The organism is Streptomyces sp. NPDC048506 (genome assembly GCF_040651315.1).
Taxonomy (GTDB): domain Bacteria; phylum Actinomycetota; class Actinomycetes; order Streptomycetales; family Streptomycetaceae; genus Streptomyces.
The window spans coordinates 11,644-32,004 of the sequence record NZ_JBEZIX010000007.1 but is presented as its reverse complement, the minus strand read 5'-3'; the positions used below and the strand labels follow the sequence as shown (position 1 = coordinate 32,004).

The 20,361-nt window shown below is 71.7% G+C and carries 17 protein-coding genes; 7 read left to right on the top strand and 10 right to left on the bottom strand.

Features of this window, described 5'->3' with window-relative positions:
• Positions 1-100 precede the first annotated feature (100 nt).
• Complete coding sequence (locus tag AB0C96_RS07050) at positions 101-805, bottom strand: TetR family transcriptional regulator (protein WP_362914526.1); 705 nt, start codon at positions 803-805, stop codon at positions 101-103.
• Positions 806-951: 146 nt separating this feature from the next.
• Here AB0C96_RS07050 and AB0C96_RS07045 point away from each other — a divergent pair, with 146 nt between their 5' ends.
• Positions 952-2,673 carry an FAD-dependent oxidoreductase gene (locus AB0C96_RS07045; RefSeq protein ID WP_362914524.1) on the top strand — a complete coding sequence of 574 codons (1,722 nt, stop codon included), beginning with the start codon at positions 952-954 and terminating at the stop codon, positions 2,671-2,673.
• On the opposite strand, the gene AB0C96_RS07040 is transcribed toward AB0C96_RS07045, so the two are convergent.
• Positions 2,627-3,370: an AAA family ATPase gene (locus AB0C96_RS07040; protein WP_362914522.1), complete on the bottom strand. Its 744-nt coding sequence runs from the start codon at positions 3,368-3,370 to the stop codon at positions 2,627-2,629. The two genes, AB0C96_RS07045 and AB0C96_RS07040, sit on opposite strands and share 47 nt — an antisense overlap.
• Before the next feature lie 194 nt (positions 3,371-3,564).
• Here AB0C96_RS07040 and AB0C96_RS07035 point away from each other — a divergent pair, with 194 nt between their 5' ends.
• Complete coding sequence (locus tag AB0C96_RS07035; protein ID WP_362914520.1) at positions 3,565-3,900, top strand: YnfA family protein; 336 nt, start codon at positions 3,565-3,567, stop codon at positions 3,898-3,900.
• Between the two features lie 97 nt (positions 3,901-3,997).
• The gene (locus AB0C96_RS07030; protein ID WP_362914518.1) at positions 3,998-4,756 is read left to right on the top strand and encodes an SDR family oxidoreductase; all 759 of its coding nucleotides are present in this window, start codon (positions 3,998-4,000) and stop codon (positions 4,754-4,756) included.
• Positions 4,757-4,961: 205 nt separating this feature from the next.
• On the opposite strand, the gene AB0C96_RS07025 is transcribed toward AB0C96_RS07030, so the two are convergent.
• The gene (locus AB0C96_RS07025; protein WP_362914516.1) at positions 4,962-6,155 is read right to left on the bottom strand and encodes an RtcB family protein; all 1,194 of its coding nucleotides are present in this window, start codon (positions 6,153-6,155) and stop codon (positions 4,962-4,964) included.
• Between the two features lie 162 nt (positions 6,156-6,317).
• On the opposite strand from AB0C96_RS07025, the gene AB0C96_RS07020 reads away from it, so the two are divergent.
• The 3 genes from AB0C96_RS07020 (at position 6,318) to AB0C96_RS07010 (ending at position 9,712) form a co-directional block, all read left to right on the top strand.
• On the top strand, positions 6,318-7,259 hold the full coding sequence (locus tag AB0C96_RS07020; RefSeq protein ID WP_362914514.1) for a hypothetical protein: 942 nt from the start codon (positions 6,318-6,320) through the stop codon (positions 7,257-7,259).
• Between the two features lie 150 nt (positions 7,260-7,409).
• The gene (locus AB0C96_RS07015) at positions 7,410-8,123 is read left to right on the top strand and encodes a DUF3558 family protein (protein ID WP_362914512.1); all 714 of its coding nucleotides are present in this window, start codon (positions 7,410-7,412) and stop codon (positions 8,121-8,123) included.
• 173 nt (positions 8,124-8,296) lie between these two features.
• Positions 8,297-9,712, top strand: a complete 1,416-nt coding sequence (locus AB0C96_RS07010; protein ID WP_362914510.1) for a DUF2637 domain-containing protein — start codon at positions 8,297-8,299, stop codon at positions 9,710-9,712.
• A 141-nt stretch (positions 9,713-9,853) separates the two neighbouring features.
• On the opposite strand, the gene AB0C96_RS07005 is transcribed toward AB0C96_RS07010, so the two are convergent.
• Together AB0C96_RS07005 and lysS are read right to left on the bottom strand one after the other, a co-directional pair.
• Positions 9,854-10,078 (bottom strand): hypothetical protein, encoded by a 225-nt coding sequence (locus AB0C96_RS07005; protein ID WP_362914508.1) that lies wholly within the window; start codon positions 10,076-10,078, stop codon positions 9,854-9,856.
• A 178-nt stretch (positions 10,079-10,256) separates the two neighbouring features.
• Complete coding sequence (gene lysS, locus AB0C96_RS07000; protein WP_362914506.1) at positions 10,257-12,008, bottom strand: lysine--tRNA ligase; 1,752 nt, start codon at positions 12,006-12,008, stop codon at positions 10,257-10,259.
• Between the two features lie 157 nt (positions 12,009-12,165).
• On the opposite strand from lysS, the gene argS reads away from it, so the two are divergent.
• Positions 12,166-13,929 (top strand): arginine--tRNA ligase, encoded by a 1,764-nt coding sequence (argS, locus tag AB0C96_RS06995; RefSeq protein WP_362914504.1) that lies wholly within the window; start codon positions 12,166-12,168, stop codon positions 13,927-13,929.
• Positions 13,930-14,008: 79 nt separating this feature from the next.
• Here argS and hemB read toward each other — a convergent pair whose 3' ends face one another.
• From hemB to AB0C96_RS06970, 5 genes are all read right to left on the bottom strand, one after another.
• Positions 14,009-14,998 (bottom strand): porphobilinogen synthase, encoded by a 990-nt coding sequence (gene hemB, locus AB0C96_RS06990; RefSeq protein ID WP_362914502.1) that lies wholly within the window; start codon positions 14,996-14,998, stop codon positions 14,009-14,011.
• A gap of 223 nt (positions 14,999-15,221) precedes the next feature.
• Positions 15,222-16,871, bottom strand: coding sequence for a bifunctional uroporphyrinogen-III C-methyltransferase/uroporphyrinogen-III synthase (locus tag AB0C96_RS06985; protein WP_362914500.1), 1,650 nt, complete (start codon positions 16,869-16,871; stop codon positions 15,222-15,224).
• Positions 16,868-17,884 carry a hydroxymethylbilane synthase gene (hemC, locus tag AB0C96_RS06980; RefSeq protein ID WP_362914498.1) on the bottom strand — a complete coding sequence of 339 codons (1,017 nt, stop codon included), beginning with the start codon at positions 17,882-17,884 and terminating at the stop codon, positions 16,868-16,870. The genes AB0C96_RS06985 and hemC overlap by 4 nt, the downstream gene beginning before the upstream one ends.
• Positions 17,881-19,248, bottom strand: coding sequence for a glutamyl-tRNA reductase (locus tag AB0C96_RS06975; protein WP_362914496.1), 1,368 nt, complete (start codon positions 19,246-19,248; stop codon positions 17,881-17,883). The genes hemC and AB0C96_RS06975 overlap by 4 nt, the downstream gene beginning before the upstream one ends.
• Positions 19,245-20,030 carry a redox-sensing transcriptional repressor Rex gene (locus tag AB0C96_RS06970; RefSeq protein WP_362914494.1) on the bottom strand — a complete coding sequence of 262 codons (786 nt, stop codon included), beginning with the start codon at positions 20,028-20,030 and terminating at the stop codon, positions 19,245-19,247. The genes AB0C96_RS06975 and AB0C96_RS06970 overlap by 4 nt, the downstream gene beginning before the upstream one ends.
• Between the last annotated feature and the right edge of the window lie 331 nt (positions 20,031-20,361).

The following is a 20,361-nucleotide window of genomic DNA, read 5'->3' as shown; positions in this document are numbered from 1 at the left end:
GGCACCGCCGGGACCGCCCGCCTGAGGGCCCGTCGGCACGCCACCGCCGCCGGCACGCGCCAGCACGTCGGGCGCGGCCCGCGCCCGACACCGGCCGGCCTCAGGGCAGTTCGGCCGTCAGGTAGCGCTGGATGGTGGGGGCCAGCCAGGCGATGATCTCGTCGCGGCTGAGGGCGACGGCCGGCGGGATGTGCAGGACATAACGGCACAGGGCCATGCCGAGTATTTGGGAGGCGATCAGCCCGGAGCGGATCGCGGCCTCCTCCGGTACGGGGCAGACCGCGGAGAGGACCGGGCCGATCTGCTCGGCGAACACACCGCGCATCCGCTCCGCGCCCGCCTCGTTCGTGACGCCGACGCGCATCATGCCGGTCAGCGTCTCGTCGCTCTCCCAGCGCTCCAGGAAGTGGCGTACGAACCGGGCGCCGAGCTCGTCGTGGGGGACGTGGGTGAGGTCGGGGGCGTGCACCTCGATCTCGGAGGCGGCGGCGAAGAGGCCCGCCTTGTTGCCGTAGTAGCGCATCACCATCGACGGGTCGATGCCCGCTTCCCTGGCGATGGCGCGGATGGTGGCGCGTTCGTAGCCGTCGGCGGCGAAGCGGTCGCGGGCGGCGGCCAGGATCGCGGCCCGGGTGGCGGCGGAGCGGGGGCGCGTGTCGCCGCCGGCGGCGCTGGGGGCGGTGGCGGCGGCGCTGGGGGCGGCGTCGGCGCTGGGGGCGGCGTCGGTGGTGGGGGTGTCACCGGCGGGGTCGGCGGGCGGTTCCGGTGCGACACCGGCGTCGGCGAGGGGTGCGTGCTGTGCCATGCCAACGACTGTAGGCCAACGACTGTTGACATGTCAGCGCGCGGCGCCCTACGCTTGCCAACAAGCGTTGACCAACGCATGTTGACCAACACGCGTTGGCATTGGCGCAGACCGAGGCGCAGGCACAGCCACAGGAGGCAGCAGCCATGGATGCCACGTACCGCACACCCGACGACGGCGCACGCCGCGCCGAGCCCACCACCGCCCACGAACCCCGCGAAGCGGACGTCCTCGTCGTCGGCGCCGGCCCCACCGGCCTCCTCCTGGCCGGGGACCTCGCCCGGGCCGGCCTCGCCGTCACCCTGCTGGAACGCCGCGCCGAGACGACCAGCAACCTCACCCGTGCCCTGGCCGTCCACGCCCGGACCCTGGAGCAGCTCGACGCCCGGGGCCTCGCCGACGAGCTGGTCGCCGGCGGCCACCCGATCCCCCGCCTGCGACTCTTCGGCGCCGCCTCCCTCGACGCGACCCAGCTGCCCTCCCGCTTCCCGTTCGTGCTGATCACGCCCCAGTTCGAGGTCGAGCGGGTGCTGGAGCGCCGGGCCCGCGAGGCCGGTGTGACCTTCCGCTACGGCTCCGAGGTGCTCGGCCTCGACCAGGACGCGGACGGTGTGACGGTGCGCCTGCGCACCGCCGACGGCACCGCCCGGGTCCGCGCCGCCTACCTCGTGGGCAGCGACGGCGTGCGCAGCACGATCCGTCGGGCCGTCGGGCTGCCGTTCCCCGGCAAGTCCGTGATCCGCTCCCTGGTCCTCGCCGATGTCCGGCTGGCCCAGGAGCCCGCCTCCCCGTTCACCTTCAACGCCGACGGTGACGCGTTCGCCCTGATCGGTTCGTTCGGCGACGGCTGGTACCGCGTCATCGGCTGGAACCGCCACCGCCAGGCCGACGACTCCACACCCGTCGAGTTCGCCGAGGTCCGCGAGGTGGCCCGGCTCGCGCTGGGCAGCGACTACGGCATGCACGACGCCCGCTGGATCTCACGGTTCCACAGCGACGAGCGGCAGGCCCCCGCCTACCGCGTCGGCCGGGTCTTCCTCGCCGGTGACGCCGCCCACGTCCACTCCCCCGCGGGCGGCCAGGGCATGAACACCGGTCTCCAGGACGCCGCCAACCTCGGCTGGAAGCTGGCCGCCGTCCTCCAGGGGCACGCCCCCGAAACCCTGCTGGACAGCTATCAGACCGAACGGCACCCGGTCGGCAGGAGCGTGCTGCGCAGCAGCGGCGCCATCCTCCGCATCGCCCTGCTGCACCGCGCACCGGGTCGCGCCGCCCGCGCCCTCGCCGCCCAACTCGTAGGCCGGGTAAGGCCGGTGGGCCGGCGGGCGATCCGCACGATCTCCGGTATCGGCATCGCCTATCCGGCCGGTCCCGGCGCCCACCGCCTCGTCGGCCACCGCGCCCCCGACGTCCGCCTGGCCGACGGCAGCCGCCTCTACGAACTCCTCCGCCACGGCACGTTCGTCCTCATCACCCCTGCCGACGAAGCCGGCCTCGCCCAGCCGCCGGCCCGGCCCGACGCCCCGCCCCGCCGCTCCGGCGCCCGCACCCTCCACGCCGCCTGGCGCAGCGACCGACGCACCGCCGTCCTGATACGGCCCGACGGCTATGTCGCCTGGGCGACGGACGCCACCGCTCCCGAGGAGCGCACCGCCGCTCTGCGCACTGCGCTCCGGCACTGGACCGGTTCCGGCCCCGATGCCGGTCTGACGACCTCCACCGGCGCCGCCACGGCCGCCGGCACCGCCACGGCCACCACCGACGTCGCCACGGCCACGGCCACCGTCGACGCCGACACGGCCACCGTCGGCACCGGCGCCGTCATCCCGGCGCCAGCACGTGGCGCAGATACGCCCGCGGGTCGCTGAGGTAGCGCCGCCAGTGGTCGACAAGCCCCAGCTCGACCCACTCCACGGACCGCATCCCGTGCTCACCGAACTCGACGATCTCCGCACCGGGCAGGGCCGTCAGCAGCGGGGAGTGCGTGGCGCAGATGACCTGCGCGCCGCTACCGGCCAACTCGTCCATCAGCCCGACCAGTTCAAGACACGAGGAGAACGACAGTGCCGCCTCCGGCTCGTCCAGCACATACAGCCCCCGCTGGGAGAACCGCTCCCGGAAGGCCAACAGAAAGCCCTCCCCATGGCTCATCTCGTCCGGATGCCGGGAGATCCGCTGCGACATCCGCTCGCCGCTGAGTGCCTCCAGCGCCGTCTCGGCCCGGAGGAAGAACCCCCGCCGGCGGGTCCGCGGGCCCCGCACCATCGCCCGCCCCTCGCGCGTCGGGTCGAACCGGATCAGGCCGCCCAGCAGCGACGCCTCCCGGGAGCTCGCGTACTTGTAGCCCGCCGACCCGCCGTACGAGTCCAGCCCGAACCCCTCCGCGAGCGCCTCGGCCAGCGTCGACTTTCCCGAACCGTTCTCCCCCACCAGGAACGTCACCGGGGCCCGGAACGCCAGCCCCTCCTCGGCCAGCTGGCGCACGCAGGGCACCGTCCAGGGCCAGCCGTCCTCGACCGCCCCCGCCCCCTGGGGAAGATCCACGTAAGCCCGTTCGATCAGCATGTTCTCGAAGCTCTCACAGCCCACTGACACCCGGGCCCGCACAGGCCGCGCCGCGCCCCGTCCCACTCCGACCGACCACCCCGGACCAACCACTCCGCCCCGCCCCGCCCCACACCAACGCACTCCGACCCAGCTCGCACCGCACCAACCCGCCTCGGCCCGACCTCCCACCCCCGTCTCCCTACCCTTTCCCCATGCTCATCGCCCGCTCCGCCGCCCTGTTCGTCGTCGCCGCCCTCTTCGAGATCGGTGGCGCCTGGCTGGTCTGGCAAGGCATCCGCGAACACAAGGGGTGGATCTGGATCGGCTCCGGAGTACTCGCCCTCGGCGTCTACGGCTTCGTCGCCACCCTCCAACCCGACGCGGAATTCGGCCGGATCCTCGCCGCGTACGGCGGCGTCTTCGTCGCCGGGTCGCTGGCCTGGGGCATGGTCGCGGACGGCTACCGCCCCGACCGCTGGGACGTCATCGGCGCACTGATCTGCCTCGCCGGCATGGCAGTGATCATGTATGCCCCGCGGGGCCGCTGATCACCCGCCGCATATCCTGACCGCGCAGCACCTCCCGTCATCCACCCCGAGCACGGCCCCCGCCCCACGCACCGGGCCCCACCCCGAGGAGAGCGCCATGACCGCCGAGGCCCGTACCGCCGTCGTCACCGGAGCCAGCAGCGGCATCGGCGCCGCCACCGCCCGCGCACTGGCCGCCGCCGGCTTCCGTGTCATCCTCACCGCCCGCCGCAAGGACCGGATCGAGGCACTCGCCGCCGAACTGCCGCACGCCGAGGCCCATGCCCTCGACGTCACCGACCGCGCCGCCGTCGACGCCTTCGCCACCGGCCTCGACCGCTTCCCCTCCGTCGACGTCCTGGTCAACATCGCCGGCGGTGCCCTGGGCGCCGAACCGGTCGCCACCGGCGACCCCGCCGACTGGCGCACGATGTACGAGGTCAACGTCCTCGGCGTGCTCCACATGACGCAGGCGCTGCTGCCCGCCCTGACCGCCTCCGGCGACGGCACCGTCGTCGTCCTCTCCTCCACCGCCGGCCACGCCACCTACGAAGGCGGCGGCGGATATGTCGCCGCCAAGCACGGCGCCCACGTCCTCGCCGAGACGCTGCGCCTCGAACTGTGCGGCGAGCCGGTGCGCGTCATCGAGGTCGCCCCCGGCATGGTCAAGACCGAGGAGTTCGCCACCACCCGCTTCCGGGGCGACACCGCCAAGGCCGCCAAGGTCTACGAAGGCGTCGACCAGCCGCTCACCGCGGAGGACGTCGCCGACACCGTCACCTGGGCCATCACCCGCCCCTCCCACGTCAACATCGACCTCCTGGTGGTCCGCCCCCGCGCCCAGGCCTCCAACACCAAGGTGCACCGCACCGCTTGAGCACCCGCCACCGCTCCGCCGGAGCACCCGCGGGAGAACCCACCTGTGCACCCACTGAGCACCCGCGGGAGAACCCACCTGCTCAAAACTGAGCACCCCCTGAGCACCCTCTGAGCGCCCCGCTGAGCAACCCCGCGGGCACCGGGCGAACACGCCAAGGGCGGTGTGGCGCACCATGCACCACACCGCCCCGAGGCCGGTCGGATCAGCCCTTCACACACACCACCTGCTTGAGGTGGGCGACGACCTCGACCAGATCCCGCTGCTGCTCCATGACCTTCTCGATCGGCTTGTAGGCGCCCGGGATCTCGTCGATCACACCGGAGTCCTTACGGCACTCCACACCGCGCGTCTGCTCCTCCAGGTCCCGCGTCGAGAAGCGCCTCTTCGCGGCGTTCCGGCTCATCTTGCGTCCGGCGCCGTGCGAGGCCGAGTTGAAGGACGCGGCGTTCCCCAGGCCCCTGACGATGTACGAGCCGGTGCCCATCGAGCCCGGGATGATGCCGTACTCGCCGCCGCCCGCCCGGATGGCGCCCTTACGGGTCACCAGCAGGTCCATACCGTCGTAGGTCTCCTCCGCCACGTAGTTGTGGTGGCAGGAGATGACCTCGTCGAAGGTCACCCTCGCCTTCTTGAACTCCCGGCGGACCACGTCCTGCGTCAGCGCCATCATGATCTCGCGGTTGTGCTTGGCGTACTCCTGCGCCCAGAACAGGTCGTTGCGGTACGCCGCCATCTGCGGGGTGTCGGCGAGGAAGACGGCGAGGTCGCGGTCGACCAGTCCCTGGTTCTGCGGCAGCTTCTGTGCCACGCCCATGTGGTACTCGGCGAGTTCCTTGCCGATGTTGCGCGACCCGGAGTGCAGCATGATCCACACCGACTGTTCGTCGTCGATGCAGAACTCCCAGAAGTGGTTGCCGCCGCCGAGCGTCCCCATCTGCTTGGTCGCGCGTTCATGACGGAACTTGACCGCATCCGCGATCCCGTCGAAGCGCGCCCAGAAGTCCGCCCAGTGCGCCGTCGGAACGCCGTGCAGCCGGCCCGGGTCGACCGGATCGTCGTGCATCCCCCGGCCGACGGGGAGCGCCTGCTCGATCTTCGTGCGGAGGCGGGAGAGGTCTCCGGGCAGGTCGTTGGCGGTGAGGGAGGTCTTCACGGCGCTCATACCGCAGCCGATGTCGACGCCGACGGCCGCGGGGCAGACCGCACCGCGCATGGCGATCACCGAGCCGACCGTGGCGCCCTTGCCGAAGTGCACGTCGGGCATCACGGCCAGGCCCTGGATCCACGGCAGGGTCGCGACGTTGCGCAGCTGCTGCATCGCGACGTCCTCGACCGTGGCCGGATCGGTCCACATACGGATGGGTACCTGAGCACCGGGCACCTCAACGTACGACATAACTTCCCCATTCCCCCGAAAACCCGAAAAACGCAAAAGACGGACAAGTTATCCGATCTTGGACGCCGGACCGGCGTGCGCGGCAAGACGTGCGGTAGACATTGTGTCCATCGGCCGTCGCCCGGCGGCAAGCGCATTTCGCAGGGGAAGGAGCCGCGAGCGATGCCTCGGAAGTCATTCGTACCCGGTGCCGCAGTGGTGATCGCCGCGGCGCTGGCGGCCGGTCTCACGGGCTGCACCGGCGGCTCCAGCAGCGAGGGCGTCGGGGCCGACGCCAAGGGCGGCGACGCCTCCACGGCGAGCCAGGCCGCCGAGCCGGGCCGCTACCAGACGCTGCCGGAGGCATGCGGCCTGCCGTCCCGCGGCATCCTCCGGCGCATGCTCCCCGGCGACGGCCAGCACCTGTCGAGCACGGAGGCCGAGAAGGTCTACGGCGGTCAGGCCGACGTCACCTACGACACGGACCGCCGGGTCGGCTGCCGCTGGACCCGCGAGACCACCGAGGGCACCCGCCACCTGAGCCTCGACATCCAGCGCGTGGTGTCGTACGACGCCGCCGTCAGCGATGACGACAAGGCGCAGGGGATCTACGACAGCAAGGAGCTGGCCGCGAAGATCCCGGCCGCCGGCTCCGCCTCGCCGACCACACCCTCCCCCTCCCCCTCCACGGCGAAGGGGAAGGGGGCCGGGGCGGGCGGCACGACGAACAAGGCCGACACCACCGACACCACCGACAAAGCCAGCAAGGACAACAAGGGAGACAAGGGAGATAACGCCACCAAGGATGGCAAGGCGGGCGAGGCCGGCAAGGACGCCTCGGGCACCCCTTCCGGAGCCTCCGACCCCAGCGCGGACCCCAGCGCGTCGACCGCGCCGCGCGTGCTGGACGGCCTCGGGGACGCGGCGTTCCTCGATGACGAATTGGTCACGGCGGACTCCGGTCTGCACCGTGACGTAACTGTGGTCTTTCGCACGTCGAACGTGATCGTGACGATCACTTATGACCAGTGGTCGACGGACAAGACGATGTTGCCGGACAGCCAGGAACTGCAGGACAAGGCGCGTTCGCTGGCCGGCGAGCTGGCGGACAGCCTCAGCGAATAGTCCACATTGGGTGAATTGCCGTACTTAGGCAATGAGTTCCCGATGCCCGCTTTGCCCTTCGCGCTCATCGACACGAAACGGTCACCCACCCCGCTGCGCCGCGTACCGTGCCGTCTAGCCGATCCGACGACGATGAACAGCGAAGGAACCATGCACCGTTCAGCCAAGCGCCTCGCCAGCCTCCTCACCTGCGCAGCAGTACCGGTGCTGCTCGTCGCCGGCTGCTCCGGCTCGGACAGCGACAGCTCCGGTGACGCCGGCTCCTCCGCGCCCGCCGCCAGCGACTCGGGCACACCGTCGCCGACCGTCGCGCCCGCGAAGTTCAAGCAGCTGCCGAACCCGTGCACGGCGTTCTCCAAGGACACCATCAAGAAGATGCTGCCCAAGGTGAAGGACGCCGCCGGGGAACAGGGCAAGTCCTCGGACAACGCCGCGCACGGCACCTGCTCGTGGAACAGCTCCGACGAGCAGGGCGTCGACGGCACCCAGTTCCGCTGGCTGGACATCGGCCTCCAGCGCTACGACTCGGACCCGGGCGTCGGCTCGGCCGAGAAGCGCGCCACGGACTTCTACACCAAGCAGGTCGCCGACGCGAGCGCCACGAAGGGCGCCAAGAAGCTGAAGACGGTCAAGACCTCCGGCACCGGCGACGAGGCGACCACGATCACGTACGACGTGAAGAAGGAGGGCAACGACTTCAAGAACACGACGATCGTCACCCGCCTGTCGAACATCGTCGTCACGATCAACTACAACGGCGCGGGCCTGGCCGGCGCGGACACCCCGAAGGGCGCCGATCTGCTGAAGGCCGCCCAGACCGCCGCCAAGGAGGCGGTCGCCGCCGCCACCAAGGCGAACGCCTGACCCACGCCGGGGCGGACGCCTGACGAACGCCCTGGTGGACGCCCGAGGATTGCCCCTGTGGACGCCCCGGCCCCGGTCGCGTACCGGCCCGGCCGGGGCACCTCCCGGCGATGATCGCCGAGCGGTGTGCCACGCTAGGCGCGCCATTTCGCCGAGCCGGGGAGGGACCGCGGGTGTCCGGGACGCAGACGGCGCAGTTGACTCGTACGCACCGCATCCTGATCGGCGTGGTCATCGCCGGGGCGGTGCTGATCGCCGCGATCGGGTTCACCGGCTCGTACGCGGCGGTGCGCGAACTGGCCGAGAAGAAGGGCTTCGGCGCCTTCTCGGTCGTCTTCCCGATCGGCGTCGACGCCGGGATCGTGGTGCTGCTCGCCCTCGACCTGCTGCTCACCTGGATCCGCATCCCGTTCCCGCTGCTACGGCAGACCGCCTGGTTGCTGACCGCCGCCACGATCGCGTTCAACGGCGCGGCGGCGTGGCCGGACGCGCTCGGCGTCGGAATGCACGCGGTGATCCCGGTGCTCTTCGTGGTGGCCGTGGAGGCCGCCCGGCACGCGGTCGGCCGGATCGCCGACATCACCGCGGACCGGCACATGGAGGGCGTCCGGCTCACCCGCTGGCTGCTCGCCTTCCCCTCCACCTTCCGGCTGTGGCGCCGGATGAAGCTGTGGGAGCTGCGCTCGTACGACCAGGTCATCCAGCTGGAGCAGGACCGTCTGGTCTACCAGGCGCGACTGCGGGCCCGCTACGGGCGCGCCTGGCGGCGCCGGGCCCCCGTGGACTCGCTGATGCCGCTGCGACTGGCGCGCTACGGCGTCCCGCTGGCGAAGACGGCCCCGGCGGGCCTGGCGGCGGCGGGCATCGAGCTACCGGCGCCGGAGGCGCACCCACCGGCCGAGCCGGCTACGGCCGGGGCCCGCACGAGTGCCGCCCTTCCCGCTGGTGACGAGGCCCCCGGCCCCGTACGGGAGCTGGCGAACGAACCCCTACGGGATGAGGCGGGCGAACCCGTACGACAGCAGTCGGGCGAACCCCTAGGTGAGGCGTCCGACGAACGCGCCCGAGCGGCGTCCGACGAACACGCACGGGCAATGTCCGACGAACGCGCACGAGCGGCGTCCGACGAGCCGGTGCACGAGGCCGCGCCCGAGCCCCGCTACGGGACGGCCGCCGAGCCCGCGCCCGGGCCGTCCCCCTCCGTACCCCCGTTGACGGTCCCGGTCGGTCCCGGCCGCAGTCGCCCGCTCGGCAGCGCCGGCGATCCGCTGCCCGTCCCCGAGCCGCGCGGCCACGCCCCCGAGCCCGAGCCTGAGCCCGAACTCCCGCCGGAGCCCGAGCAGTTGCTGCCGGTCTCCGCCCTCCCCGACGACGTCCCCCGCGACGAGGCGTACTACGAGGCGTACCGCGCGTACATCGCGGAGAAGAACGGCTTCCCGGACACCCGGCAGTTCGGCCGGTACCTGCTGAACTCCTACGGGGTCACCGGACGGGACGGCGGCCCGCTGAGCGAGAGCTATCTGCGGGCGTTCGTCCGGGAGTTCCGGGCGCGGTTCCGGATGGAGATGGAGACCGAACACATTCCGTAGGGCGGGCGCGAACACATCCCGTAGGGGACACGAGGCCCCCCTGCGGGGCCTCAACGCGGCGCGGCCCAGGCCGTATTCCCCACCCCGCCAGCACCGTCGCACCCACCCCGTCAGCGCCGTTACGCCATCCCGCCAGCACCGCTACTCCGGCCCCGACCCCGCCCGTTGCTGCTTGCGCTTCTTGTCCACGTCGCCCCACACGGCGAGCGCCGCACCGGCCGCGAAGATGCCGACATAGGCGAGCGACGGCAGCTCGAACCAGTGGGCGAGCAGCCCCCAGGCGCCGTCGAAGAACGTCTGGCCGATGAAGCCCATGGCCCCCTGGAGCATGACGATGAACCCGATGAATCCGATGAATCCCCTCATGGCCCCAGCGTGACGGGCTCGGCCCCGGGGATCCTCCTCCCCCGGGCCGAGCCCGTCCTCACCCCCAAGTCGCACCACCGCGCCGCGGGCTACGACTCAACGGCGGCCGTGGCTCAATGTCGCCTACTGGGTGCCCCCTACCGGGTGCCCCCTGCCGGATGCCCGGCCCGGCGATCGGTCAGGCGCCGAGCAGCTCGCGCACCCGGTCGGCGCCGACGGCCAGCAGCAGGGTGGGCAGCCGCGGACCGGTGTCCCGGCCCACGAGCAGGTGGTACAGCAGCGCGAAGAACGTCCGCTGGGCCACCTTGATCTCCGGCGGCAGCTCCTTCGGCGTGGCATCCGCCGAGAAGCCGGCCTGGACCTTGGGCACGCCGTAGACGAGGTGGGTCAGTCCGTCCAGCGACCAGTGCGCGTCGAGGCCGTCGAGCAGCAGCCGGATCGACTCGCGGGCCTGGTCGTCGAGGGACTTCAGCAGCTCGACGTCGGGCTCGTCGCGCACGACGGTGCGCTGGTCGGCGGGGACGTGCTTGTTGATCCAGGCCTCGGCCTTGTCCAGCCGGGGCCGCGCCTCGTCGAGCGAGGCGAGCGGGTCGGTCGGGTCGAGGTCGGAGAGGATCCGCAGCGCCTGGTCCGCGTGCCCCGCGGTGATGTCGGCGACCGAGGCGAGCGTGCGGTACGACAGCGGGCGGGGGGTACGCGGCAGTTCACCGGCCGCGGTCCCGATCGCCCGGGTGTGCGCGGCGGCGTCGGCGGGCAGCACCGAGCCGTCGGCGACCTTGGCGGCGAGCTTGTCCCACTCGTCGTAGAGCCGCTGGATCTCCTGATCGAAGGCGATCTTGAAGGACTGGTTGGGGCGGCGGCGCGCGTACAGCCAGCGCAGCAGCTGCGGCTCCATGATCTCCAGGGCGTCGGCGGGGGTGGGCACGCCGCCCTTGGAGGACGACATCTTGGCCATCCCGCTGATGCCGACGAAGGCGTACATCGGGCCGATGGGCTGCGCACCGCCGAAGATGCCGACGATCTGGCCGCCGACCTGGAACGACGAGCCGGGCGACGAGTGGTCGACGCCGGACGGCTCGAAGACCACGCCCTCGTAGGCCCAGCGCATGGGCCAGTCGACCTTCCAGACCAGCTTGCCGCGGTTGAACTCGCTCAGCCGCACCGTCTCGGAGAAGCCGCACGCCGTGCAGGTGTAGGCCAGCTCGGTGGTCTCGTCGTCGTACGACACCACCGTCGTCAGGTCCTTCTCGCACCCGCCGCAGTAGGGCTTGTAAGGGAAGTAGCCGGCCGAACCGCTGCCGTCGTCCTCGCCGGCCGCGCCGGAGCCCTCGGCGGCCTCCAGCTCGGCCTCGTCGACCTGCTTCTGGGACTTCTTCGCCGGCGCCTTCTTCGTGCGGTACTGCCCGAGGATCGCGTCGATGTCGGCCCGGTGCCGCATCGCGTGCAGGACCTGCTCGCGGTAGGCGCCGGAGGTGTACTGCTCGGTCTGGCTGATGCCGTCGTACTCCACGCCCAGCTCGGCCAGCGCCTCGATCATGGCGGCCTTGAAGTGCTCCGCCCAGTTCGGGTGGGCCGAACCGGCGGGCGCCGGCACGGAGGTCAGCGGCTTGCCGATGTGCTCGGCCCAGGACTCGTCGATCCCCTCGACGCCGGCCGGGACCTTGCGGTAGCGGTCGTAGTCGTCCCAGGAGATCAGGTGGCGGACCTGGTGGCCGCGGCGGCGGATCTCGTCGGCGACCAGGTGGGGGGTCATGACCTCGCGGAGGTTGCCGAGGTGAATGGGTCCGGAGGGGCTCAGGCCCGAGGCGCAGACGATCACCGGTGCGGAAGCACCTGATGTCACTTTGCCGGGGGCGCGGCGCTCCGCCTCGGCAATGACCTCGTCGGCGAACCTGGAGACCCAGTCGGTCTCGGTGCTCTGCTGAGCCACGATCGGCCCTTCCTCTTCCTGGTGCTTCCCGTTTGCGCCGTCTTGCGCGTGCGACGCACGGTGCCATTCTCCCAGACGCCCGCCGTGCAGAAATTCAGTGGTGGCGCCGTGGGATACTCATGGCAAACCCTTTCCCTTTCAAAGGAACGGCAGCTTCATGGCCTCGGTCCCTTCCCTCGCAGCTTCGGTCAATCAGCGCGTCGCGGACGCCCTCTCGGCAGCCCTGCCGGAGGTCGGTGCCGCGGACCCGCTGCTGCGACGCAGCGACCGGGCCGACTTCCAGGCCAACGGTCTGCTGGCGCTGGCGAAGAAGCTCAAGGGCAACCCGCGGGAGCTGGCGACCAAGGTCGTCGAGGCGATCGGTGAGAGCGACGTCCTCAAGGACGTGGAGGTCTCCGGCCCCGGCTTCCTGAACATCACGGTCGCCGACGAGGCGATCATCAGGACGCTGGCCGCGCGCGCCGCCGACGACCGGCTGGGCGTGCCGCTGAAGGAGAATCCGGGCGTCACGGTCATCGACTACGCCCAGCCGAACGTCGCGAAGGAGATGCACGTCGGGCACCTGCGCTCGGCGGTCATCGGCGACGCCCTGCGCCACATGCTGGACTTCACCGGCGAGAAGACGATCGGCCGGCACCACATCGGCGACTGGGGCACCCAGTTCGGCATGCTCATCCAGTACCTGATCGAGAACCCCGGCGAGCTGGCCCCGGCGACCGACGTCGACGGCGAGCAGGCGATGAGCAACCTGAACCGCGTCTACAAGGCGTCGCGGGCCGTCTTCGACTCCGACGAGGAGTTCAAGGAGCGGGCGAGGAAGCGGGTCGTGGCGCTCCAGTCCGGCGACGCGGAGACCCTCGACCTGTGGCAGCGGTTCGTGGACGAGTCGAAGGTCTACTTCTACTCGGTCTTCGAGAAGCTGGACATGGAGATCCGCGACGAGGAGATCGTCGGCGAGTCCGCGTACAACGACATGATGGCCGAGACGGCGCGGCTCCTGGAGGAGTCGGGCGTCGCCGTCCGCTCCGAGGGCGCGCTGGTCGTCTTCTTCGACGAGATCCGCGGCAAGGACGACCAGCCGGTGCCGCTGATCGTGCAGAAGGCGGACGGCGGCTTCGGCTACGCGGCCTCCGACCTCTCGGCGATCCGCAACCGCGTCTTCGACCTGCGGGCGACGACGCTCCTGTACGTCGTGGACGTCCGCCAGTCGCTGCACTTCCGGATGGTCTTCGAGACGGCCCGCCGGGCGGGTTGGCTGAACGACGACGTCACCGCGCACAACATGGGCTACGGCACGGTCCTCGGCGCGGACGGCAAGCCGTTCAAGACCCGTGCGGGCGAGACCGTACGCCTGGAGGACCTGCTCGACGAGGCGGCCGAGCGGGCGACGACGGTGGTGCGCGAGAAGGGCGAGCCGATCGGCCTGACCGAGCAGGAGATCACCGAGAACGGTGCGCAGGTGGGCATCGGCGCGGTGAAGTACGCGGACCTGTCGACGTCGCCGAGCCGGGACTACAAGTTCGACCTGGACCAGATGGTGTCGCTCAACGGCGACACGTCCGTCTACCTCCAGTACGCCTACGCCCGGATCCGGTCGATCTTCCGCAAGGCCGGCGACGCGCGCCCGGAGGCGCACCCGCAGCTGGCCCTGGCTCCGGCGGAGCGGGCGCTGGGTCTGCACCTGGACCAGTTCGGCGAGACCGTCATCGAGGCCGCCGCGTCGTACGAGCCGCACAAGGTCGCCGCGTACCTCTACGGCCTCGCCTCGCTGTTCACGACCTTCTACGACCAGTGCCCGGTCCTGAAGGCCGCGGACGGCCCGGAGCAGGTCGCGAGCCGCCTCTTCCTCTGCGACCTGACGGCCCGCACCCTCCACCAGGGCATGGCCCTGCTCGGCATCCGCACGCCCGAGCGCCTCTGAGTCGTCGAGCCCGAGGCCCCGCCGTCCCTGAGGGACGGCGGGGCCTCGGTCGTGTGTGGGAAGTGCGCCTCGCGCGGGGTCACAGGCCCTGCGCGACCTCCGTCGCCCAGTACGTGAGGATCATGTTGGCGCCGGCCCGCTTGATACCGGTCAGGGTCTCCAGGATCGCCTTGTCGCGGTCGATCCAGCCCTTCTCGGCGGCCGCCTCGATCATCGCGTACTCACCGGAGATCTGGTACGCGGCGACCGGTACGTCCACCTCGCCGGCGATCTTCGCCAGCACGTCCAGGTACGGCAGCGCCGGCTTGACCATGACCATGTCGGCGCCCTCCTCCAGGTCCAGCGCCAGCTCGCGCAGCGACTCGCGGAGGTTGGCGGGGTCCTGCTGGTAGGTCTTGCGGTCGCCCTTCAGCGAGGAGCCGACGGCCTCCCGGAACGGCCCGTAGAACGCCGACGAGTACTTCACGGTGTAGGCGAGGATCGACACGTCCTCGTGGCCGGTCTGGTCGAGCGCGTCACGGACGACGCCGATCTGACCGTCCATCATGCCGCTGGGGCCGACGACGTGGACGCCCGCATCGGCCTGGACCTGCGCCATCTCGGCGTAGCGCTCCAGCGTCGCGTCGTTGTCGACCCGGCCCTCGGCGTCCAGGACACCGCAGTGGCCGTGGTCGGTGTACTCGTCCAGGCACAGGTCCGACATGATCACGAGGTCGTCGCCGACCTCGGCCCGCACATCGCGGATGGCCTGCTGGAGGATGCCGTCCGGGTCCGTGCCGGCGGTGCCCGCCGCGTCCTTCTTCTCGTCCAGCGGCACGCCGAAGAGCATGATCCCGGCGACGCCCGCCTCGACCGCCTCGGCGGCGGCCTTGCGGAGGGTGTCGCGGGTGTGCTGGACGACGCCCGGCATGGCCTTGATCGGCACCGGCTCGCCGACGCCCTCCCGGACGAACGCGGGGAGGATCAGGTCGGCCGGGTACACCCGGTGCTCGGCGACCATCCGCCGCATGGCGGGGGTGGTACGCAGCCGCCGCGGCCGCGCCCCCGGAAAGCTTCCGTACTTCGTCATACCGCCCACGCTACGCCCGCCCGGCACCCTCCCATGCCGACGCGGCGTCGGTCGTTCAGGCCGCGGAAACGGCGTCACCGCCCGCCGGACCGAGCCCGGCCGGCGAACGAACAGACAGGGCGAACGAACGGGCAGCACGAACAGACAGAACACGAACAGACAGACAGAAACAGAAAGGGCGCCCTGAAGACAGGGCGCCCTTCACAGCCGTTCCTGATGCCGCTCAGCTACGGGCCCGCCGGCGCGAGCCCGGCCGGCGCTCGCTGGGGCGGGTGACCGGATCACCGGCCTCGATCGCGGCGTCGCGCCGCGCCGCCCCGAAGTCCGCGAGCGCTTCGGCCAGCTTGTGCACCGAGGGCTCGGGCGACATGACGTCCACGCGCAGACCGTGCTCCTCGGCGGTCTTGGCGGTGGCCGGGCCGATGCAGGCGATCACGGTCACGTTGTGCGGCTTGCCGGCGATGCCGACCAGGTTCCGGACCGTCGACGAGGACGTGAACAACACCGCGTCGAAGCCGCCGCCCTTGATCGCCTCCCGGGTCTCGGCCGGCGGCGGCGAGGCGCGCACGGTCCGGTAGGCGGTGACGTCGTCGACCTCCCAGCCCAGCTCGATCAGCCCGGCGACCAGGGTCTCGGTGGCGATGTCGGCGCGCGGCAGGAACACCCGGTCGATCGGGTCGAAGACCGGGTCGTAGGGGGGCCAGTCCTCCAGCAGGCCGGCGGCGGACTGCTCGCCGGACGGCACCAGGTCGGGCTTCACGCCGAAGGCGACCAGCGCCTTGGCGGTCTGCTCGCCGACCGCGGCGACCTTGATGCCGGCGAACGCCCGGGCGTCCAGGCCGTACTCCTCGAACTTCTCCCGGACGGCCTTGACGGCGTTGACCGAGGTGAAGGCGATCCACTCGTAGCGGCCGGTGACCAGGCCCTTGACGGCGCGCTCCATCTGCTGCGGGGTGCGCGGCGGTTCGACGGCGATGGTCGGAACCTCGTGCGGCACCGCGCCGTACGAGACGAGCTGGTCGGAGAGCGACGCGGCCTGCTCCTTCGTGCGCGGCACGAGTACCCGCCAGCCGAAGAGCGGCTTGGACTCGAACCACGAAAGGCGGTCGCGCTGCGCGGCGGAGCTGCGCTCACCGACCACGGCTATGACCGGCTGGCCGCCGTCCGGCGACGGCAGCACCTTGGCCGCCTTGAGCACCTGGGCGACGGAGCCGAGAGTGGCGGTCCAGGTGCGCTGGCGGGTGGTGGTGCCGGCGACGGTGACGGTCAGCGGGGTGTCCGGCTTGCGGCCGGCGGAGACCAGCTCGGCGGCGGCCGCGGCCACCGCGTCGAGGGTGGTCGAGACCACGGCCGTGGCGTCGCTGTTGCCGAGCTCCGCCCAGCAGCGGTCGTCGGCGCTGCGGGCGTCGACGAAGCGCACGTCGGTGCCCTGGGCGTCGCGCAGCGGCACACCGGCGTACGCGGGCACGCCGACGGCCGCGGCGATGCCGGGCACGACCTCGAAGACGATGCCTTCGGCGGCGCAGGCCAGCATCTCCTCGGCGACGTTCCCGTCGAGGCCGGGGTCGCCGGTGACGGCACGGACGACCCGCTTGCCCGCCCGGGCGGCCGCCATGACAAGATTGGCGGTGTCCCTAAGGGTGGGGATGTCGGCGGGGATTGACGCCTCGTCAGCTGACGCCTGCAGTGGTGTGTCCACCTGTGCGCGCGCATGCACACGCACGACGTCCAGCACCTGCGGGTCGGCAATCAGTACGTCCGCGGAGGCCAGCGCCTCCACGGCACGCAGCGTCAGCAGACCCGGGTCACCCGGCCCGGCACCCAGGAAGGTGACCTGACCGGAGGCGGAGTGGTTCAGGGCGGTGGGGTTCAAAGTGCTCGCTCCCCCATAAGACCGGCCGCACCCTTTGCGAGCATCTCGGCGGCGAGTTCCCGGCCCAGCTGCTGCGGGACCGACACATCGTCGGGAGAGGCGGGTACGTGCGCGGTGGTGGACATCTGCACCAACGTGTTGCCGTCGGTCGTGCCGACGACGCCACGCAGGTGCAATTCGGTGACAGCCTGCTCGCCGGCCTTGGGGCCTCCCCTGCTCGAGCGAAGTCGAGAGCTTGGGGAAAGGTCGGCCAGTGCTCCCACAGGTGCGGAGCAGCCGGCCTCCAGGGCGGCGAGCAGGGAACGCTCGGCGGTCACGGCGGCCCGGGTGTCCGGGTCGTCGAGCTCGGCGAGCGTGGCGGCGAGGTCTGCGTTCGCGGCAGCGCACTCGATCGCCAGTGCCCCCTGGCCGGGGGCGGGCAAAACCACGTCGGGCGACAGCAGCTGCGTCGCCTCGTCGATGCGGCCGATCCGGGTGAGTCCGGCGGCGGCCAGTACGACCGCGTCCAGCTCTCCCTTCTCGACGAAGCCGATGCGGGTGTCGATGTTCCCGCGTATCGGCACGGTCTCGATGTGCCGGCCCAGGGACCTGGCCCAGGCGTTGAGCTGCGCCATCCGCCGGGGGGAACCGGTCCCCACACGGGCGCCGTCGGGCAGCTGCTCGAACGTGCGGCCGTCCCTGGCGATCAGCGCGTCACGGGGGTCCTCCCGGACCGGGATCGCGGCCAGGACGAGGTCCTCCGGCTGCGCGGTGGGCAGGTCCTTGAGCGAGTGGACGGCGAAGTCGATGTCCCCGGCGAGCAGCGCGTCGCGCAGCGCGGAGACGAACACGCCGGTGCCGCCGATCTGCGCGAGGTGCTCACGGGAGGTGTCGCCGTAGGTGGTGATCTCCACCAGCTCGACCGGGCGGCCGGTCAGCGTGCGGACCGCCTCGGCGATCTGTCCGGACTGGGCCATGGCGAGCGTGCTGCGCCGGGTGCCGAGCCTCAGTGCTCTCGTAGTGCTGTCGTTCATGCCCGCTCCCGTGCATCGTGGCTGCCGCCGCGCGTGTCGGCCCGGCTGACGGCGGCGACCGTCTGGGGGTCGAGATCGAACAGTTCCCGCAGCGCGTCCGCGTACCCGGCGCCGCCGGGCTCGCTGGCGAGCTGCTTGACCCGCACGGTGGGCGCGTGCAGGAGTTTGTCGACGACGCGGCGCACGGTCTGGGTGATCTCGGCGCGCTGCTTGTCGTCCAGGTCGGGGAGGCGGCCGTCCAGCCGGGCGATCTCGCTGCTGACGACGTCCGCGGCCATGGTGCGCAGGGCGACCACGGTGGGAGTGATGTGCGCGGCGCGCTGGGCGGCGCCGAACGCGGCGACCTCGGCGGAGACGATGCCGCGCACCTTGTCCACGTCGGCCGCCATCGGTGCGTCCGCCGAGGCGTCGGCCAGCGACTCGATGTCGACGAGGTGCGCGCCCTCGATCCGGTGCACCGCGGCGTCTATGTCACGGGGCATGGCGAGGTCGAGCAGCGCCAGCGGCTCGGCACGGCCGGTGAGGCCGGCCGCGACCTGGTCGGCGCCGAGGACCACCCCGGTCGCGCCGGTACAGGACACCACGATGTCGGCGACCGCCAGCTCGTGCTCGACGCAGCTCATGGCCGCGGCGCGGGCGCGCAGCCCGGACGCGGCGCCGGGCCCGCCGGGCTCGGTGAGGATCTGCACGAGCCGTTCGGCTCGCGCCACGGTGCGGTTGGCGACCGCGAGCTCACCGATGCCGTTGCGCACGAGGGTGGTGGCGGCCAGCGACGACATGGAGCCGGCGCCGATGACCAGCGCCCGCTTGCCCTGCGCCCAGGACGCCACGTCCCGGCCGTGCGCGAGCTGTTCGAGGCCGAAGGTGACCAGCGACTGGCCGGCCTTGTCGATGCCGGTCTCGCTGTGGGCGCGCTTGCCGACCCGCAGGGCCTGCTGGAACAGGTCGTTCAGCAGCCGGCCCGCGGTGTGCAGCTCCTGGGCGACGGCCAGCGCGTCCTTGATCTGGCCGAGGATCTGGCCCTCGCCGACGACCATCGAGTCCAGGCCGCAGGCCACCGAGAAGAGGTGGTGGACGGCGCGGTCCTCGTAGTGGACGTAGAGGTAGGGGGTGAGCTCCTCCAGGCCGACGCCGCTGTGCCGGGCGAGCAGCGTGGACAGCTCGGCGACACCGGCGTGGAACTTGTCCACGTCGGCGTAGAGCTCGATGCGGTTGCAGGTGGAGAGCACCGCGGACTCGGTGACCGGCTCGGCCGACACCGCGTCCTGGAGCAGCTTGCCGCGCGCCTCCGGGGCGAGCGCGGCCCGCTCCAGCACGCTCACCGGCGCGCTGCGATGGCTCAGTCCGACGACGAGAAGGCTCATGCCGGCATCACGGCGGGCACGTCCCCGTCAGGTCCCTTGCGGTCGCCCGTGATGGCTGCGGTCTCGGTCGCGACGGCGGCGGCCCGGCCGGCCGGGGTGCCGCTCTCGGGACCGGGCTCCTCGCCCGCCTTGCGCTGCTCGTGGAAGGCGAGGATCTGGAGCTCTATCGACAGGTCGACCTTCCGTACGTCCACCCCGTCGGGGACGGTCAGCACGGTCGGTGCGAAGTTGAGGATCGAGGTGACACCGGCGGCGACCAGACGGTCGCAGACCTGCTGGGCGGCGCCGGCCGGCGTGGCGATGACGCCGATCGAGACGCCGTTGCTCTGGATGATGTCTTCCAGCTCGTCGGTGTGCTGGACGGCGATGCCGGCGACCGGCTTGCCGGCCATGGCCGGGTCGGCGTCGATCAGCGCGGCGACCCGGAAGCCCCTGGAGGCGAAGCCGCCGTAGTTGGCGAGCGCGGCGCCGAGGTTACCGATACCGACGATGACGACCGGCCAGTCCTGGGTCAGCCCCAGCTCGCGCGAGATCTGGTAGACGAGGTACTCCACGTCGTAGCCGACGCCGCGGGTCCCGTAGGAGCCGAGGTAGGAGAAGTCCTTGCGCAGCTTGGCGGAGTTGACCCCCGCCGCCGCGGCGAGCTCCTCGGAGGAAACCGTGGGGACCGAACGCTCGGAGAGCGCCGTCAGCGCGCGCAGATACAGCGGAAGCCGGGCGACGGTGGCCTCGGGAATCCCTCGGCTTCGGGTCGCCGGTCGGTGAGTTCGGCCAGTTGCCACGGTGCTCCTGCGGGTAGAGCGGGGCTGCGGGCGCCCGTACGGAACCCGACCGCCCTGTCTACTGCAGGCTATGTCTTTGTGAACGCGTGCACAAAGATGGTGTCCGGTTTGTCCGGCCAAAGTGATGGGGGTCACGCGGCTTTTGCGGGTCTCCGCGGAACCAACTCCCACGTCACACCGTTCACTCGCGCCACCTGCGCAACACGGCAGCACCGACGGGAGCACGCGGTCTCACTCCTCACCGCTGTACCCCCGGAACCCTATAAATCGCCCATCGATGGTAATCGACCTCGGCCCCGCGGAACCCCGCCGCGACCCGGCACAATGGGCT

Coding starts and splice junctions, on each gene's coding strand:
- AB0C96_RS07015 (WP_362914512.1), top strand. CDS start 7,410: ATGCACCGTTCAGCCAAGCGCCTCGCCAGCCTCCTCACCTGCGCAGCA.
- AB0C96_RS07025 (WP_362914516.1), bottom strand. CDS start 6,155: ATGTCGTACGTTGAGGTGCCCGGTGCTCAGGTACCCATCCGTATGTGG.
- hemB (WP_362914502.1), bottom strand. CDS start 14,998: ATGACGAAGTACGGAAGCTTTCCGGGGGCGCGGCCGCGGCGGCTGCGT.
- AB0C96_RS07045 (WP_362914524.1), top strand. CDS start 952: ATGGATGCCACGTACCGCACACCCGACGACGGCGCACGCCGCGCCGAG.
- AB0C96_RS07020 (WP_362914514.1), top strand. CDS start 6,318: ATGCCTCGGAAGTCATTCGTACCCGGTGCCGCAGTGGTGATCGCCGCG.
- hemC (WP_362914498.1), bottom strand. CDS start 17,884: ATGAACGACAGCACTACGAGAGCACTGAGGCTCGGCACCCGGCGCAGC.
- AB0C96_RS07040 (WP_362914522.1), bottom strand. CDS start 3,370: ATGCTGATCGAACGGGCTTACGTGGATCTTCCCCAGGGGGCGGGGGCG.
- AB0C96_RS07035 (WP_362914520.1), top strand. CDS start 3,565: ATGCTCATCGCCCGCTCCGCCGCCCTGTTCGTCGTCGCCGCCCTCTTC.
- AB0C96_RS07050 (WP_362914526.1), bottom strand. CDS start 805: ATGGCACAGCACGCACCCCTCGCCGACGCCGGTGTCGCACCGGAACCG.
- argS (WP_362914504.1), top strand. CDS start 12,166: ATGGCCTCGGTCCCTTCCCTCGCAGCTTCGGTCAATCAGCGCGTCGCG.
- AB0C96_RS07005 (WP_362914508.1), bottom strand. CDS start 10,078: ATGAGGGGATTCATCGGATTCATCGGGTTCATCGTCATGCTCCAGGGG.
- AB0C96_RS07030 (WP_362914518.1), top strand. CDS start 3,998: ATGACCGCCGAGGCCCGTACCGCCGTCGTCACCGGAGCCAGCAGCGGC.
- AB0C96_RS06975 (WP_362914496.1), bottom strand. CDS start 19,248: ATGAGCCTTCTCGTCGTCGGACTGAGCCATCGCAGCGCGCCGGTGAGC.